15 protein-coding genes are annotated in these 15,386 nt (G+C 31.2%); 1 reads left to right on the plus strand and 14 read right to left on the minus strand.

The features are described 5' to 3' along the window. From tpiA to Q1K37_RS00120, 6 genes are all read right to left on the minus strand, one after another. On the minus strand, window positions 1-744 hold the full coding sequence (tpiA, locus tag Q1K37_RS00095) for a triose-phosphate isomerase (RefSeq protein ID WP_300408020.1): 744 nt from the start codon (window positions 742-744) through the stop codon (window positions 1-3). A gap of 8 nt (window positions 745-752) precedes the next feature. Continuing rightward, the gene (locus tag Q1K37_RS00100) at window positions 753-1,946 is read right to left on the minus strand and encodes a phosphoglycerate kinase (protein ID WP_300408023.1); all 1,194 of its coding nucleotides are present in this window, start codon (window positions 1,944-1,946) and stop codon (window positions 753-755) included. Between the two features lie 89 nt (window positions 1,947-2,035). After that, the gene (gene gap, locus Q1K37_RS00105; protein WP_300408026.1) at window positions 2,036-3,040 is read right to left on the minus strand and encodes a type I glyceraldehyde-3-phosphate dehydrogenase; all 1,005 of its coding nucleotides are present in this window, start codon (window positions 3,038-3,040) and stop codon (window positions 2,036-2,038) included. A gap of 318 nt (window positions 3,041-3,358) precedes the next feature. Continuing rightward, entirely contained in the window at window positions 3,359-3,823 is a 465-nt protein-coding gene (locus Q1K37_RS00110) for a tRNA (cytidine(34)-2'-O)-methyltransferase (protein WP_300408029.1), read from the minus strand. After that, complete coding sequence (gene nth, locus Q1K37_RS00115; protein ID WP_300408032.1) at window positions 3,816-4,469, minus strand: endonuclease III; 654 nt, start codon at window positions 4,467-4,469, stop codon at window positions 3,816-3,818. Before nth ends, Q1K37_RS00110 begins: the two co-directional genes overlap by 8 nt. Further along, a complete protein-coding gene (locus tag Q1K37_RS00120) occupies window positions 4,462-5,289 on the minus strand; it encodes a deoxyribonuclease IV (protein ID WP_300408035.1) in 828 nt (275 codons plus the stop codon). The genes nth and Q1K37_RS00120 overlap by 8 nt, the downstream gene beginning before the upstream one ends. A 72-nt stretch (window positions 5,290-5,361) precedes the next feature. Between Q1K37_RS00120 and rodA the strand changes: the two genes are divergently transcribed. Then, window positions 5,362-6,468: a rod shape-determining protein RodA gene (gene rodA / locus Q1K37_RS00125; RefSeq protein WP_300408038.1), complete on the plus strand. Its 1,107-nt coding sequence runs from the start codon at window positions 5,362-5,364 to the stop codon at window positions 6,466-6,468. Between the two features lie 105 nt (window positions 6,469-6,573). On the opposite strand, the gene Q1K37_RS00130 is transcribed toward rodA, so the two are convergent. From Q1K37_RS00130 to Q1K37_RS00165, 8 genes are all read right to left on the minus strand, one after another. Further along, window positions 6,574-7,170: a peptidylprolyl isomerase gene (locus tag Q1K37_RS00130; RefSeq protein ID WP_300408041.1), complete on the minus strand. Its 597-nt coding sequence runs from the start codon at window positions 7,168-7,170 to the stop codon at window positions 6,574-6,576. Window positions 7,171-7,172: 2 nt separating this feature from the next. Then, a complete protein-coding gene (locus Q1K37_RS00135; protein ID WP_300408044.1) occupies window positions 7,173-7,880 on the minus strand; it encodes a response regulator transcription factor in 708 nt (235 codons plus the stop codon). A 17-nt stretch (window positions 7,881-7,897) separates the two neighbouring features. Beyond that, window positions 7,898-8,938, minus strand: a complete 1,041-nt coding sequence (selD, locus tag Q1K37_RS00140; RefSeq protein ID WP_300408046.1) for a selenide, water dikinase SelD — start codon at window positions 8,936-8,938, stop codon at window positions 7,898-7,900. A gap of 14 nt (window positions 8,939-8,952) precedes the next feature. Beyond that, a complete protein-coding gene (locus tag Q1K37_RS00145; protein WP_300408049.1) occupies window positions 8,953-9,537 on the minus strand; it encodes a helix-hairpin-helix domain-containing protein in 585 nt (194 codons plus the stop codon). A 195-nt stretch (window positions 9,538-9,732) separates the two neighbouring features. Further along, window positions 9,733-11,274 (minus strand): C40 family peptidase, encoded by a 1,542-nt coding sequence (locus tag Q1K37_RS00150; RefSeq protein ID WP_300408052.1) that lies wholly within the window; start codon window positions 11,272-11,274, stop codon window positions 9,733-9,735. A gap of 446 nt (window positions 11,275-11,720) precedes the next feature. Then, window positions 11,721-13,049, minus strand: coding sequence for a L,D-transpeptidase family protein (locus tag Q1K37_RS00155; RefSeq protein WP_300408055.1), 1,329 nt, complete (start codon window positions 13,047-13,049; stop codon window positions 11,721-11,723). Window position 13,050: 1 nt separating this feature from the next. Continuing rightward, window positions 13,051-13,869: a pyruvate, water dikinase regulatory protein gene (locus Q1K37_RS00160; protein WP_300408058.1), complete on the minus strand. Its 819-nt coding sequence runs from the start codon at window positions 13,867-13,869 to the stop codon at window positions 13,051-13,053. Beyond that, complete coding sequence (locus tag Q1K37_RS00165; RefSeq protein WP_300408061.1) at window positions 13,856-15,385, minus strand: glycine--tRNA ligase subunit beta; 1,530 nt, start codon at window positions 15,383-15,385, stop codon at window positions 13,856-13,858. Before Q1K37_RS00165 ends, Q1K37_RS00160 begins: the two co-directional genes overlap by 14 nt. Between the last annotated feature and the right edge of the window lies 1 nt (window position 15,386).

Here is a 15,386-nt window from a genome sequence, read left to right on the forward strand (position 1 = left end):
TTAATAATTGATTAGTTGAATAAAACTATCTACTTTTAAGCTGGCTCCACCAATTAAGGTACCATCTATATTTTCTTTTTCCATTATATCTTTAATATTTTCAGACTTAACAGAGCCACCATATAAAATCCTAATAGAACTTGCTAAATTTTCAGAATACATTTCTTTTAAAGTGCTTCTAATAAATGAACACATTTGTTCTGCATCCTCAGGAGAAGCAGTTTTTCCTGTACCTATAGCCCATATTGGTTCATAAGCAATTACTAGGTTTTTCAGTTCATTTTCTTCAAGTGATTCTAAGTCCTTCAATAATTGACTTTTAACCTTTTTTTCTTGAAGATTGGATTCCCTTTCTTCTAATGTTTCACCACAACATAAAATAGGGTTTAAACCATTATTTAAAGCTGACTTTAATTTCTTATTTAAAAGTTCGTCACTTTCATTGAAAATCTCTCTTCTTTCAGAATGACCTAAGATAACATAGGATGTCAAATCTTTTAACATTAATGGAGATATTTCTCCAGTAAAAGCTCCTTTGTCTTCAAAATACATATTTTGAGAAGCAAGTTTTATATTGGTATCTTTTAAAAGTTCTTTTGCTTTGGATAAAGATGTAAAAGGCATTGCGATAATAGTTTCCACATCACCTGAAATTTCTTTTTCCTTCAATAAATTAATAAACTCTTCTGTCTGAGAAACTGTCATATTCATTTTCCAGTTTCCAGCGATTATGGGTTTTCTCATAAATCCTCCTATTTGTCTGAAATGGCTGCTATTCCTGGCAATTCCTTTCCTTCCAAGAATTCTAAAGAGGCCCCTCCCCCTGTAGAAACATGAGTTACACTGTCCTTATAACCTGATTTTTCTATGGCAGAAGCTGAATCACCACCACCTATAATTGTGATAGCATCAACCTTTGACAAAGCTTTTGCAATATCAAAAGTCCCTTTACTAAATTGTTCTATTTCAAAAACTCCCATTGGGCCGTTCCATACAATAGTCTTAGACTTTTCAATCTCTTCTACAAAAACATCTATAGTTCTAGGTCCTATATCAAATGCGGAATCTTCTGGTGTAAATTCTTTTATTGAAATAACTTTAGATGGAGAATCTTCAGTCATCTCATCCGCAACAATAGCGTCTATTGGTAAAAAGAACTTCACACCTTTTTCCATAGCTTTTTGTAGAAGTTGTTTAGCTAAATCCAACTTGTCGTTTTCTACAAGGGATTTACCAACTTCATATCCCTCTGCTTTAAGGAATGTCCATGCCATTCCCCCACCTACTAAGATTCCATCAACTTTATTGATAAGGTTATCAATAACCCCAATCTTATCACTGACTTTAGCTCCACCTAATATTGCAATAAAAGGTCTCTTAGGATTTTCAAGTGCATTGCCCATCACTTCAATTTCTTTTTCTACCAAAAATCCTATGGCAGATTCTAAATATTTTGAAACACCTACATTTGAGGAGTGAGCCCTGTGGGAAGTTCCAAATGCATCATTTACATAAAGATCAGCTAATGAAGCCAATTCTTTGGAAAATTCCTCACCATTCTTTGTTTCTTCAGATCTAAATCTGGTATTTTCCAGTAAAGCTATTTCTCCATTTTGTAATTCTGACCATTTCTTTTTAACATTTTCGTCTACAACTTTATCGGAATAAAGGAATTTTATATCTTTTCCTATTAATTCAGATAATTTCTTTGCTACTGGTTCTAAAGAAAATTTCTTTTCAGGACCATTTTTAGGTCTTCCTAAATGGGACATAAGGATTACCTTAGCATTATGATCTACAAGATATTTAATGGTCTCTAAAGAAGCTTTAATTCTTGTATCATCGGTTATTTCACCTTCTGAAGACATAGGTACATTGAAATCAACTCGAACTAAAACCTTCTTACCGTCTAAATTTAAATCTTTTAAAGTTTTTTTATTTAGCATATTATCACCTTTACTTTATTAGAGCCCGGACTTGCCGGGCTTAATTGTTATCAATTGGGTACTACAGTTTTAAACCCAATCGATCATGTTTATTTATAGTTTTTTGCTACTAAAACCGCAAGGTCTACTACTCTTTGAGAGTAACCCCATTCGTTGTCATACCAAGAAACAACTTTTACAAAATTGTCATCAATTATTGTTGTCAATTCAGAATCGAAAATGGAAGCTCTTGGATCCTTTTGATAGTCTATTGAAACTAGAGGCTCGTCAGAATATCCTAAAATACCCTTTAAATCACCTTCTGAAGCTTTCTTCATAGCTTCATTTATTTCTTCTTTTGTTACATTCTTTTCCAATTCAAAAGTTACATCTACAAGTGAAACAGTAGGAACAGGTACCCTTACAGCATATCCACTCAATTTACCTTCTAAGTGAGGTAGCACAAGAGCTACTGCCTTTGCAGCACCAGTTGTAGTAGGAACCATACTCAATGCCGCTGCCCTTGCTCTTCTCAAATCTCTATGCTTGTTATCATGTATATTTTGATCTCCTGTATAAGCATGAATTGTAGTCATTAATCCTCTTTTGATTCCAAAGTTTTCGTCAATAACTTTTGTTACAGGTGCCAAACAGTTAGTAGTACAAGATGCATTAGAAATTATATGATCTTCATCAGGATTATAAGTATCGCAGTTAACCCCCATAACGATTGTTTTAATTCCCTTACCTGGAGCAGTTAAAATAACTTTTTTTGCACCAGCTTCGATATGTTTTCCAAGACTTTCAGCATCCTTAAAGGCTCCAGTTGAATCAATAACCAATTCAACTCCCAATTCTTTCCATGGAAGATTTGCAGGATCTCTATCATTTACTATTTTGACTACTTTGTCATTTATAACAAAGGAGTCATCCTTAACTTCTATAGTTCCATCAAATTTTCCATAAAGGGAATCATACTTAAAAAGATGAGCCATAGTATGAATATCAGAACTAAAGTTAATTGCTACTAATTCTAGATTCTCTTCATTTCTTTCAAATAATTGTCTAACAACATCTCTTCCTATTCTACCAAAACCATTTACAGCTACTTTCATTAAATTCCTCCTAAGTTTTATTTGAATTCATCAACCGTCACTAAATTTAACGTTTGATGGATTGATTACATGTAGATTGCCATTAATATTACTTATCTAGAAAAGAATTTTCAGATGAATATAAGTACACTATCAACTAACATGTAACTTATACCCAAAAACGGAAATTTATCACTATAACTTTAATACAATGTCATAAAATAAACCGTTATTGTATAAATCACAAAAATTCTACGACTCTAGACAAATAAAATTTCTAAAATGTTATAAAAAATCAACTAATTATAGTTTATTATAATCTTCAAAACTTGGCAAATCCTATTCTAAATCGAAAAAATCCCCTTGCCTTAACGCTTCATATAGGATAATCGAAACAGAATTCGACAAGTTTAGAGACCTTTTTAACTTACTAGTCATAGGAATCTTGATACATCTATCCGGATTCAAATTTAAAATAGATTCCGGTATACCTTTAGATTCTTTTCCAAACATGATGAAATCACCATCTTTAAACTCAACATCAGTATAATATTTACTGGCTTTTGTTGTAGCATAGTATATGTTGATATTGGGATTCTTTCTTAAAAAGTCCTCATAATCATCATAAATAACTAAGTCAACATCCTTCCAATAATCTAAACCAGTTCTTCGTAAAGTTTTATCATCCATATTGAATTTAAAGGGTCTAATTAAATGTAATTTAGACTCGGTTAAATAACAAGTTCTTCCAATGTTTCCTGTATTTGTTGGCTTTTCAGGTTCTAACAATACTATATTATACATTTTTAACCTCTTTTTTGTAATATAGGCAATAAGAATTTACAGGACAAGAACTACAAAGTGGTTTTCGAGCCTTGCAAATTCTCCTACCATGAAAAATTAATACATGATGACTTTTGCTCCATCTATCTTTATCTATTCTTCTGCGAAGTTGTCTTTCCGTCTCTTTAACATCTGTTGCATTTGCGATACCTATTCTATTAGAAACCCTGAATACATGGGTGTCTACTGCAATAGAAGGCACATTAAAAGCATTGGACAATACTACATTGGCAGTCTTTCTTCCTACTCCTGGAAGTTGTACAAGCTCTTTCATAGTATTTGGAACTTTTGAATTGTATTCCTCTACAAGTATTTTACTCGTTAACAAAATATTTTTGCTCTTTGTATTATAAAAACCACAACTTTTAATAAATTTACCCAGTTGTTCTTCTGATAGTTCCAACATTTTTTCAGGAGTATTATGTTCTTTAAACAATTCCGCTGTCGTAAGATTTACCCTAACGTCGGTGCATTGAGCTGAAAGTATCGTTGCTACTAATAGTTCAAAGGGTGAACTATAATTAAGTTCTGCCTTTGCATCTGGGAAAGTTTCTTCTAAAATATCTAAAACATTAGAAATTTCAGAAATTTTTAAATGTTTACTCATTTTTTAAGTCCTTTAAAATCTTTATTTCTTCTCTATATCCTTCTATATCATTGGGAGTCTCAAGGATAAAGGGAATATTTGTAAATCTTTCATCGTTTATAAATTTATGAAAGGTGTCAAATCCTAAATTCCCCTCGCCAATAATACAATGTCTATCTTTTTTTGAACCAAGCTCTTTTAAAGTATCATTTATGTGAATTACCTTTAACTTATCAATTCCAATTACCTTATCAAAGGTCTCAAAAACTTCTTCATAATTATTTTTGATATCATATCCAGCACTATACATATGGCATGTGTCAAGACAGACACCTACATTGGAATATTCAATATTATCGATGAGATATGATAGCTCCTCAAACTTGCTTCCAATTTCTGTACCCATTCCAGACATGGTCTCCAAGCATAAATAAAAATCGTATTTATCACTGAGAACTTCATTTAGTCCTTTGACGATTAACTTCAATCCTTTCTCAATTCCTTGACCCACATGATTTCCTGGATGTAGTACATATTTATCAACGCCTAGAAGATTCAATCTTTCAAAATCTTTTCTTAATATATCCTGTCCGTTTTCAATAACATGATTCTTATTAGAAGCCAAATTGATAATATAAGGTGCATGACTGACTAGTGTTTTAAAATTATACTGATTTCTCAAAGCCTGAAATTCATCAATTTCTTTATCTGAAATATCCCTTCGTCCATTTCCCCTTGGATTACTTGGAAAAAATTGAAAGGTAGTAGCTCCTATACCCTTTGCACTTAACAATGCAGCAGGATATCCTTTACTTGTTGAAACGTGAAAACCTATTTTCATAATCCACCTCATTGATATTATAGCATAAACATAAATTGTAAATTCTGTGGTATAATTACACCAGGTGATTTCATGTTTAACATACGTAAAAAAAACTTAGGAAAACTAGATGCAAAGTTGTTCATAATCCTATTAGCACTAATATTTTTCGGACTAATAGTTCTTTATAGTGCAACTAGGAGTTTAAGCCATAAGACTATTCTATCTCAGATAATTGCTACAGTTATTGGTTTTATAGCTATTATAATAATAGTATGCATAGATATGGATTTTGTTAAAAAGTCCTACCTTCCTATCTATATAATAGGAAATATTCTACTTCTTTTAGTTCTAATATTTGGTACTGGAAGAGAACAATGGGGTTCTAATAGTTGGATTGTTATAGGATCCTTCAGATTTCAACCTGCAGAAATAGTAAAACTTGGATTTATACTTTCCTTTGCTAGATATTTAGAAATAAATCAAAAAAATATTAATAAGCCAAAAACCCTACTTAAAATTCTTGCTTTTGCTGGTTTACCTGTATTGCTTATACTAGGTCAACCTGATATGGGTACAGCTTTTGTTTTCGTTTTTATAATAATAATTATGCTCTTTATCGCAGGATTAGATTTAAAATATTTCTTTGCAGCCTTAGGTGCAGGAATAATATCTTCTCCTATAATATACAGCCAATTGGAGCCTTTTCAGAAGAAAAGAATTTTAACCTTTTTGAATCCTGAACACGATATGTCAGATTCCAGTTATCAGGCATTACAAGGTAGGATTGCAATTGGTTCGGGAAAATTTTTTGGTAAAGGTTACCTAAAGGGTACACAGGGTCAGTTTAACTTCATACCAGAAAAACAAACAGACTATATTTTTCCTGTTTTGGTTGAAGAGTTTGGTTTTGTAGGCGGACTAATAGCCATAGGGCTATATGGTGGACTATTATATAGATTTGTAAAATTAGCAGATAGAAGAAAAGATAGTTTTTCGAAATTGGTAATCATGGGTTTAGCGGCAATGTTTTTATTTCATATCTTTGAAAATATAGGCATGACTTTAGGCGTTATGCCAGTTACCGGTATTCCCCTTCCATTTTTTAGCTATGGCGGTACATTCCAATTAATAAACCTAATCGCAATAGGACTAGTTTTTTCAGTATCAATTCAAAAAGAAGCATTGTCATTCGAATAGATTAAAAATAATGAAAAATAATTTCCAATTAAGAATATCATAATCTGAATATCAAACAAAAGTTAAAAAAGCTTCAAATTCGTATTTTGAATTTGAAGCTTTTTATTATTCTAATATTTCTATGCTTAAAATTTTGCATTCTTCTTCTGGCTTATCTAGGGCATCAGTAGCAGATCCCTCTATTAATTCCACTATATCCATACCTTCAATAACTTGACCAAATACCGTATGCTTAAAGTCAAGCCAGAAAGTACCACCAAGCTTATCATAGTTTTCTATGATATTTTCAGAAAATAAACTTTGATTATTATCCCTTAATTGATCTAGAAAGTCTTTTTCAACTTCCCTTTTAGTAACTATAAAAAATTGACTGGAATTGGTATTAGGACCTCTATTAGCCATTGAAATAGCCCCACGATAATTCCTTAATTTTGTAGAAAATTCATCTTCGAAATCCTTACCCCAAATACTCTCTCCACCCATACCAGTACCAGTTGGGTCTCCAGTTTGAATCATAAAATCATGAATCACCCTGTGAAAAATTACTCCATCATAATAATTTTTTTTAGAAAGTTTTACAAAGTTTTCAACAGTCTTAGGTGCCAAATCAGGAAATAAAATAATTGATATATCGCCCTTATTTGTTTTGATTACAGCATTAATATTATCTTCATTTTTAATGTCAAATTGTCGTAATGTCATAACTACTCCTCTAATTTTCCAAAGTAATACCCCTTGCCCCATTTTGTTCTAATAATATGACCTTGAACGTCATCAATCTTCTCTCTTAGCCTTTTAATATGAACATCCACAGTTCGCAGATGCCCTTCATAGCTATTCCCCCAAATTTCTTTGGCGATATCTACTCTTGAATACACTATACCAGGATTTGAAACTAATATAAATAAAATATCGAATTCTTTACCTGTTAGATCAGTATCTTCGCCATTTATCTTAACTTTTCTACCTACAACATTAAATTCATAATTATCAAATATAATTAAATTTTCTTTTTCTAAGTTGTCACCAGAACCATCTAGCTTTTTATTAGTTCTTCTCAATACTGCTCTTATCCTGGCCTTTAGTTCCAAAATATTAAAAGGGTAGACTAAATAGTCATCTCCTCCATATTCCAATGCTAACACCTTTTGGATATCATCATTTACATTTGTTACAAAAATTGTAGGAACATCCCTTGTATCATTCATCTTTTTCTTTAAATCAAGGCCATTTCCATCTTCATATTTCATATCTAAAAGAACAATATCAAAATCTTTATTTTGGAATTTTTTTAAAGTATCCTGTACTGATTCACTAGTTGTAATTGAATAATTGGTATCCTCAGCGAAATTGTAGAGAATTTCCTCTTTGTAGTTTGATTCGGGAAAAGAGATTAAAATTTTTATCTCCATAAGTCACCTCTTCATAGTTAAACTAAATATAAAGAATTATCCTTAAATTCCTTCACATTTCCAATGATTGCTGATTCTATATTATTATCTTTCAAATCTTTTAATAATGCCTTTCCTTCACGCTCTGGCAAACTAAATAGTAATCCACCTGAAGTTTGAGGATCAAATATAACGTCAATATTTTTATTGTCATTTAAAATTTTAATTTTGTCGCCAATAAAAGCTCTATTTTGGTATGCACCTTCTGGCAAAAGTCCCATATTTAGCATATCTAAAGTACCATCTATTATAGGGATTTTATCAAACTCCAAATTAATTGTCTTATTACTACCCTCTGCCATCTCTAGAAGATGTCCTGCCAATCCAAATCCAGTAATGTCAGTACAACTATTCACTGGATAGTTAAAAGCTACATCCTTGGCATATTTATTAAGTAAAGACATGTACTTAACAATATTTTTTTCTAAGGTATCGTCGATTACTCCACCTTTAAAGGCTGTATTCAAAATGCCTGTACCAATTGGTTTAGTAATGATCAATACATCATCTGTTTGACAATTGGAGTTGGCCCAAACCTTATCAGGATGAACAGTTCCAGTTACAGATAAACCAAATTTCGGTTCATCATCTTGAACTGTATGTCCTCCAACTAATAAACAATTTGCTTCCTTAACTTTTTCCGCTCCACCCTTTAATATTTCAGATAGAATTTCAGGATCTAAGCAACTAGGAAAGCATACAATATTTAAAGCTATAAGAGGGTCTCCTCCCATTGCATAAACGTCAGATAAGCTATTTGCAGCAGCTATCCTTCCGTAATTATATGGATCATCTACAATTGGGGTAAAGAAATCCAAAGTTTGTATTAATGCAATATCATCTGTCAATTTATAAACTGCAGCATCATCTGAAGTTTCTATCCCCACTAACAATCTTTCATCTGTAATATTTTCTTTTGGTAATTTACGCAAAACTTGCGCCAAGACATCCGGTCCAAACTTGGCAGCTCACCCAGAAGTTTTTGCATAATCAGTTAATTTTACGTGTTTTTTTGTCATAATTCCTCCAAACTCTAATAAACCGAAATTAAATCCTTAAGTTTTTCATAAGTCTTTGACCCAATCCCAGAAATATTTTGCAAATCTTCAGGCTTAGAAAATTTATTTTCTTCTCTATATCGGATAATTTCTTCAGCCCTAGTGTCTCCTATTCCAGGTAAGGTCTTTAAAGTATCTTTATCGGCAGTGTTAATATTTACTTTGCTAGAAGAACTTTCTTTATTATCGCTACTTACATGATCTATGACCATTTCTTGAGTTGAAGGTATATATATTTTCATTTCATCTTCAACTTTTTTTGCAAGGTTTATATCCTTTAAATCTGCAAGAGCTGTAGTTCCACCAGCCATTGTTAAAACATCATTTATTCTACTGGAATTTTTTACCTTATATAGACCAGGTTTATTTACTTCTCCATCAATATGGACATATATATCTGATACGGCATTCGTTTCAGATCCCTCAGATGAATTAACAATATGTAAGGTATTTAATTCTTCATTTTTAGAATTTGCAATAGGAGATTTTTTAAAACCAAAAAAACCTGCCAGCATGATACAAATTATTAAAATGAATTTATCTTTATTTGCTTTAATCATATTTACCCCTCTTTATCTTAACATTAACAGGTAAAAATATCCATAAAAATTACAAAATCTAAAGAAATAGGCTAAAAAGTTACATATTATAAACAATTATACAATAAAAAAGTTGGGTTATTATTATTAATACCCCAACTACATTTTACATTTTAAAAAAACAGATGGGTAAAACCCACCTGCATTTATTTTTTATTAATCTAAGATTCTTCTTGCTGTTACATAATTATTAACATAGTAACTTGTGTTAATATCAGTCAAAATAACCCCAGTACCAGGAGTGGATGCATGAATCATCTTGCCACCACCAACATAGATACCAACATGACTTATTCTAGAACCGCCTGATGTTGCAAAGAACAATAGGTCTCCAGCTTTTAGATTGTTCCTACTAACAGCGTATCCATTAGAAGCTTGATCTCTAGAACTTCTATTTAGAGTTACTCCTGCATGAGTTTTGTATAGATAGTATACAAGACCAGAACAGTCAAATCCTACATTAGGGTTTGCTGAAGCATACACATATCTATATCCTAGATATCCATAAGCGCCATTTACAATCTTATCTAATGCAGCGGAACCTGTAGCAGTTTGATTATTATCTTCTGTTTTAGGACTTTCTACTGGTTTAGGTGCCTCAACCTTAACTTCCTTGTCAGAAATAAAAGATCTAGCAATATATCCTGTATAATTCTTGTAAGTTATTTTTACCCAACCATTATCTAAGGTACCAGAAACTGCTGTTCCCTTTGGCAATACAGTCAATATCTTGGTGTCTGTACCTTTTCCTTGCCTTAAATTCAGATTAGAAGTAATCCAACCCTTAACATTTTCTGTAGTAACTACTGGTTTTGTTTCTTCTTTAGGCTCTTGTTTTGGCTCTTGTTTTGGTTCTTCTTGCTTTTCTTCTTGAGGCTTATCCTTTGGTTCTTCCTTTTGCTCTTCAACTACAACCTTTGAATTAGATAAATATTCATATGAGATATATGCAGGACTACCCTTATAATCAATTTTAATCCAACCATTGGACTCTATTCCAGAAACTTCAGTTCCAACTGGAAGTAATCCTATTATATTATCACCAATTCTACCAGAAGATCTTACATTTAAATTTTTTGTAAGATATCCCTTAACAGGTAGTTCAATTATTTTTGATTCGTCGATTTCTACAGTAGGAGCTACGATATCTTTTTCAGAAGCTACAAGTTCATTTCCTTCTACAACTGGAATATCTGAATCATTATTGTTGTCAGCTTCAGTAGCTTCTTCAGCCTCTTCAGAACTCTCAATATCTACTTCTACTTCATCTTTAACTTCTTCTACTTTTACTTGAGCTGTATCATTGTTTTCAGTTTTAGAAACAACTTTTTCACTAGAAACAGAACTCAATTCAGAGTTACTATTATCTTGTTCATTAGTGCTTGCTACAGCTTGGTCTACATTTTTAGCTTCAACTGGTTTAGTAGTTTCTGTTTTATTATAATCTTTAGAATCAAGCTGAATATCGCTTGAATTTCTTAAAGTTTCTAAGTAACTACTTTCTTTTGCCACTTCTAAATCAGAAGTGTAAATATTATGTGAATTAATTTTATTTCTTTTTACTGTTGAAATAGGTTCAACATATCTTTCAGGACTCTCCTTAACAATATTAGATAAGTTTTCACTAGTATAAGAGACCCCTGAAATCATAATTACAGAAGCCAAACCAATTGAGACTCCTAATTTCTTTTTGTTCATGTTAATTTTTTCCTCCCAAAAAACTACTACAATTATAGTAATTGAATTGGCCTTTAAAGTCAACAAAAGTTACAGAATAGTTACAGAATTGTTACAAAAAAGTAAAATTCAAGTTTATTTAAAGGAAAAAACCCCTATTTATTTGAGTTGTTCAAAGCTTATTTGCCAAATTTTGAATATTAAAATACTATTTGGGTACAAATTTTTTCAGTCAACATCCCAAATTCTATATTTTTTATTACTGTTTTCAACTTGTATAACTTAAAAAAGCAATTTGAAATGGAAAAACTACTCTTAAATATGGCGATAGTACAGAATAAAAGAAAAGAAAGCGGCCTTTAACTACCAATTGTAAGTTAAAAACCGCTTTATAAAACTAATTTTATCTCCTTGTTCCCTATGGTATACCTAAGGAACTTTTATTTTAAATTTTAGATAAATTCACACTAATATACCACTACAGGAATTCCCATATCTGCATTGTCATATATCAGTTTCATAGCCTTATAAGGAGTATTTATACACCCATGACTTCCAGCGTATTTATATCTATTGCCCCCAAAGGAGCTTTGCCAATATGCATCGTGGATTCCAACGCCAGTATAATCTATTTGCATCCAATAATTTACCCAACTTTTATAGTCGGATCCATCTGCATTTTTTCCCTGCAAATATCTATCCTTGTTTTTTATCCACACTTCCCAAACCCCTCTTGGAGTATTGTATCTACCATTGGGAAGACCTGTTACAACGGGTGTATCGACAACTACTTCCCCATTTTTATAAAAAATCATCCTTTGACTGGCAAGGGATATTTCAATATAGGTGTTTCCTATAACACCATTGTTGATTGACTTACTAGTATATACTATGGGAACCTTGTTTTCAGATTCTGTTGTCAAGGTATTATATATTGCCTCTGTTGTCTTATCCCGGTTGATTTGAATTCCGAAATTACCACCAGATACCTTAATATTATCACCAGAGAAAGTTTTAAAATCTCTTTCACTTCTTAGATTGTCATATTTATTTTTCAATTCTATTACATAATCTTTAACTTTATCTTTTGAGACAACAAAGGACTTTTCATCTATAAATTTTTCATAGTCATCTAAAGTCGTTTCGACTCCATCGGACATTACCAAAACTATTTTTTTATCCGCCAACTTGTTGAGAGCTATAAGTTTATCTTTTAAATCCTCTTCATAAATCTGCGGTTTAATATACTCTTCCCTTAAAACAATTTGATTATCAAAATTTAAATAAGCTTTTTCAATACTGTCGACCAACTTAGAAATATCTAATTTCTTTCCTTCAACTTCCTTTATAAGTTCATATTTATGATCTTTGAAGGAAAGAGTAGCATCTTGAGGCTCAACTTGTCCTTTTATCAGCTCTGTATCATTTAGCCATTTCATCAAATTTTCTTTATTTACTTCACGAATCAATTTATTTTCATAATTATGATCAGTAAAGATCTGAATTGGCCATAAATATTCCTTTTGATCTAGGATAATTTCTTTTTCCCATTCGGATTTAAACCCTAAATTCTCAGGTTGTATCCTATATGAAACATCATCCTTGTCTAGAATAATTAAATCCTCATATCTACTAGACTCAAAGATCTCGTTTACAGGTTTAAACGCAATGTTTTGACCATTTATAGTCGTTTTAGGATAGGTATATCTAGAAAAGAAATACACTCCACCAAAATACGTGATAAATATAAAAAGGAATATAATAGCAGGAATGGCAATTTTCTTTTTCTTATTCAATTTACTCACCCTTTTGTTTATTACTTTCAAATATGGAAATTATTTCAACAGAAGTTTCTTCAATAGTCTTACTACTGACATCTATAACTGTACAACCTAACTTTTCATAAAGTTCTTTAGCAAAATTTAATTCCTTGTCAATTCTATCATCAGAGCTGTACTCTGCAAAAGAATTAATTCCAAGGGACTGTAATCTTTCTTCTCTAATCTGATTTAACTTTTTCTTATCGATTATTAGTCCAAAGATCTTTGATGGATTTACTTTAAAAAGTTCCTTTGGAGGCGTTAATTCAGGCACTAGAGGTATATTACAAACCTTATAGTTCTTAAATGCCAAATTTAAGGATAGAGGTGTTTTAGAAGTTCTTGATATCCCTATTAAAACTATGTCTGCTAGTGCAATGCCTTTAGGATCCTTTCCATCATCATATTTCATTGCAAATTCAAGAGAGTTAATTCTATCAAAATATTCCTCACCTAACTGATGAGATAATGCAACCTCTCTCTTAGCCTCCTGGCCAAAGAATTTTTCAGCAGCAGCAAGAGGAGCTTCAAATAAATCCACAAATAAAAATTTATTGTCCGCAGATTTATTCCTTAAATATTTTAATAGCTCTCTATTAACAATAGTTGAATAGATTAAATTTTCTCCAGCTAAAGTTTCAAAAATTCTATCTATTTCTTCTTTAGTCATAATATTGTGATATTTTAAAATATTTATTTTTTCAATATCGAAATGGACTTTGATGGCATCCGCAACAGCAGAAGCAGTCTCCCCTGTTGAATCAGAAATTATAACGATATTTTTATTCTCTTTCATCGGTATCTCCCTCTGATAATTTTTCATATGTCTCAAGTATATTATTAGGGTTTTTACCTAATAACATGTCCAGTTTACAATAATCATTGTAATTTTTTACAACATCTTCTCTAAATTTTGAAATTATAAAATTATAAATTTCAGTCTTCAATTCTGGTGTATCTAACACCATATTACCATTTTTAATATACAAATATAAATTGTCGTCAATTAAAGTTGAAATGTTTAAGCTCCATTTATTCTGAATGATCAATTTAATAATTCCTGATGCATACCTTCTAATTTCTGAAGTTTGATACTCAGAAGTACTGTCATTTAATTTAGAATAGATAAACCAATTGGTTATCTCATCCAATTTATCAGCTAAGCTTAGAATTTTACCAGTAGTAGTCGATGGCATTGTATCGTGAAAGTATTTAGGTTTATAATGACTCTTAATTGCTGTTGATATTATATCATTATTGCCTTTATTCTTTGAATACAAAAACCCTATAACTCCTTTTAATTGAGGGTAATCTATTACAATCTTTGTAGTCAAGTCGAATTTAGATATTTCTGCAGCTTCCTTTACATTATCCTTAGTTTCATCTCCAACTAATAGATAATCTCCAATAATAACAGAAAGATCCATTAACCTTTTACTCTTATCAAAAAGAGTACCGACCCTTTCGGGTAATTTTGTTTCCTTCATTCTTTCAGAATATATTTCATAGTCCCTATTTAAAACCAATTTCCATTCACTTAGAATTTCAGACAACTTATCATTGATTGTTTTCAACTTGTTTTTTTGAAATTCTTCATCCTCTTTTTGGACTTTTTCTATACAATAAATATAGTAAGGCATCAATTGCCCTCTATCGGTAAATAGCGGGACTACATTACATATATCTATAAGAATACTAATTACTAATTCTTTAGGAAACTCTAATAATTCCTTATTAAAATCTCCTACAATTGGATGAGGCAGATTGAACTCTGCAATAAATTTTTCTATTAAATAATCAACATGATGTATTTCACCACCGTGTTCTTTAGCTAATTTATTTGACTTTTGTAAAAAGTATTCCTTTCTCTTTTTGTTTTCAAAAATTATATTATTATCGGAAAGTTCCTCTCTGTAGGACTTAGTATCTTTCATTTTATAAAAAGGCACCTTTGTGTCCCTATGAAATTCTAAATTAGAAAAGTCTAGAGACTGTTGATCAATTACTCCTTGTACCCATAAAATATAGTCTCCCAGTCTATTGGAACGTTTTAATCCTCGAATAGGGATAAATACTTTTTCAATAGTATTTTTAACAAAATTTACTATATCGCCTTTGTTGTATTCTGAGTCTAAAAAATAAAAATTTATTAATATTCTGTTTTTGCTATAGTTGATTTTTAAATCTTTGAATTGGATTTTATAATCCTTAAGTCGTCTCCTCACAGATTCAAAAAGAGAATTCACGGCTACATCGTATAGATTATAAGGTAAGCCCTCAATTCCCAACTCTATTAATATTTCTCTTTTCATA

Source organism: Lagierella sp. (assembly GCF_029983815.1).
Taxonomy (GTDB): domain Bacteria; phylum Bacillota; class Clostridia; order Tissierellales; family Peptoniphilaceae; genus Mediannikoviicoccus.

Excerpts from the sequence above, each read along its gene's own strand:
- tpiA (WP_300408020.1), bottom strand. The coding sequence starts at position 744 with ATGAGAAAACCCATAATCGCTGGAAACTGGAAAATGAATATGACAGTT.
- Q1K37_RS00100 (WP_300408023.1), bottom strand. The coding sequence starts at position 1,946 with ATGCTAAATAAAAAAACTTTAAAAGATTTAAATTTAGACGGTAAGAAG.
- gap (WP_300408026.1), bottom strand. The coding sequence starts at position 3,040 with ATGAAAGTAGCTGTAAATGGTTTTGGTAGAATAGGAAGAGATGTTGTT.
- Q1K37_RS00110 (WP_300408029.1), bottom strand. The coding sequence starts at position 3,823 with ATGTATAATATAGTATTGTTAGAACCTGAAAAGCCAACAAATACAGGA.
- nth (WP_300408032.1), bottom strand. The coding sequence starts at position 4,469 with ATGAGTAAACATTTAAAAATTTCTGAAATTTCTAATGTTTTAGATATT.
- Q1K37_RS00120 (WP_300408035.1), bottom strand. The coding sequence starts at position 5,289 with ATGAAAATAGGTTTTCACGTTTCAACAAGTAAAGGATATCCTGCTGCA.
- rodA (WP_300408038.1), top strand. The coding sequence starts at position 5,362 with ATGTTTAACATACGTAAAAAAAACTTAGGAAAACTAGATGCAAAGTTG.
- Q1K37_RS00130 (WP_300408041.1), bottom strand. The coding sequence starts at position 7,170 with ATGACATTACGACAATTTGACATTAAAAATGAAGATAATATTAATGCT.
- Q1K37_RS00135 (WP_300408044.1), bottom strand. The coding sequence starts at position 7,880 with ATGGAGATAAAAATTTTAATCTCTTTTCCCGAATCAAACTACAAAGAG.
- Q1K37_RS00145 (WP_300408049.1), bottom strand. The coding sequence starts at position 9,537 with ATGATTAAAGCAAATAAAGATAAATTCATTTTAATAATTTGTATCATG.
- Q1K37_RS00150 (WP_300408052.1), bottom strand. The coding sequence starts at position 11,274 with ATGAACAAAAAGAAATTAGGAGTCTCAATTGGTTTGGCTTCTGTAATT.
- Q1K37_RS00160 (WP_300408058.1), bottom strand. The coding sequence starts at position 13,869 with ATGAAAGAGAATAAAAATATCGTTATAATTTCTGATTCAACAGGGGAG.
- Q1K37_RS00165 (WP_300408061.1), bottom strand. The coding sequence starts at position 15,385 with ATGAAAAGAGAAATATTAATAGAGTTGGGAATTGAGGGCTTACCTTAT.